The organism is Helicobacter pylori SA221C (assembly GCF_000476855.1).
In the GTDB taxonomy this organism is placed as follows: domain Bacteria; phylum Campylobacterota; class Campylobacteria; order Campylobacterales; family Helicobacteraceae; genus Helicobacter; species Helicobacter pylori_DK.
In genome coordinates, this window is record NZ_CBPT010000037.1 from 1 (window position 1) to 1,256 (window position 1,256).

Annotated in this window: 1 pseudogene; it reads left to right on the forward strand. The window is 38.4% G+C overall.

Features of this window, described 5'->3' with window-relative positions:
• Positions 1-15: 15 nt before the first annotated feature.
• Positions 16-1,256, forward strand: a pseudogene (locus QU01_RS07845) (glycosyltransferase family 10 domain-containing protein); the annotation flags it as partial.

The following is a 1,256-nucleotide window of genomic DNA, read 5'->3' on the forward strand; positions in this document are numbered from 1 at the left end:
TTTAAAAGGATAACCATGTTCCAACCCCTATTAGACGCTTATATAGAAAGTGCCCAAATAGAAGAGACAACCCATAAGCCCCCATTAAAAATCGCTGTGGCGAATTGGTGGGGAGATAAAGAGATTTAAAGAATTTAAAAAGAGCGTTCTTTATTTTATCCTAAGCCAACGCTATAAAATCACCCTCCACCAAAACCCCAACGAACCCTCAGATCTCGTCTTTGGCAATCCTCTTGGATCGGCCAGAAAAATCTTATCCTATCAAAACGCAAAAAGGGTGTTTTACACTGGTGAGAACGAAGTCCCTAATTTCAACCTTTTTGATTACGCCATAGGCTTTGATGAATTGGATTTTAGAGATCGTTATTTGAGAATGCCTTTGTATTATAACTATTTGCACTATGAAGCCGAGATCGTTAATGACACCACTTCACCCTATAAACTCCAAGCTGACAGCCTTTATGCTTTAAAAAAACCCTCCCATTGTTTTGAAGAAAACCACCCTAATTTGTGCGCGCTCATCAATAATGAGAGCGATCCTTTGAAAAGAGGGTTTGCCAGTTTTGTAGCGAGCAACGCTAACGCTCCTAAAAGGAACGCTTTCTATGACGCTTTAAACGCTATTGAGCCAGTTACTGGGGGAGGAGCAGTAAAAAACACTTTAGGCTATAAGGTTGAAAACAAGAGCGAGTTTTTAAGCCAATACAAATTCAATCTGTGTTTTGAAAACTCACAAGGCTATGGCTATGTAACCGAAAAAATCATTGACGCTTATTTTAGCCACACCATTCCTATTTATTGGGGGAGTCCCAGCGTAGCACAAGATTTTAACCCTAAGAGTTTTGTGAATGTGCATGATTTTAAAGATTTTGATGAAGCGATTGATTACGTGAGATACTTGCACACGCACCCAAACGCTTATTTAGACATGCTCTATGAAAACCCTTTAAACACCCTTGATGGGAAAGCTTACTTTTACCAAGATTTGAGTTTTAAAAAAATCCTAGATTTTTTTAAAACGATTTTAGAAAACGACACGATTTATCATTGCGATGCCCATCATTATTCTGCTCTTCATCGTGATTTGAATGAGCCGTTAGTATCTATTGATGATTTGAGGGTTAATTATGAGCGCCTTTTACAAAACGCCTCGCCTTTATTAGAACTCTCTCAAAACACCACTTTTAAAATCTATCGCAAAGCTTATCAAAAATCCTTACCCTTGTTGCGCGCCATAAGGAGATGGGTTAAAAAAT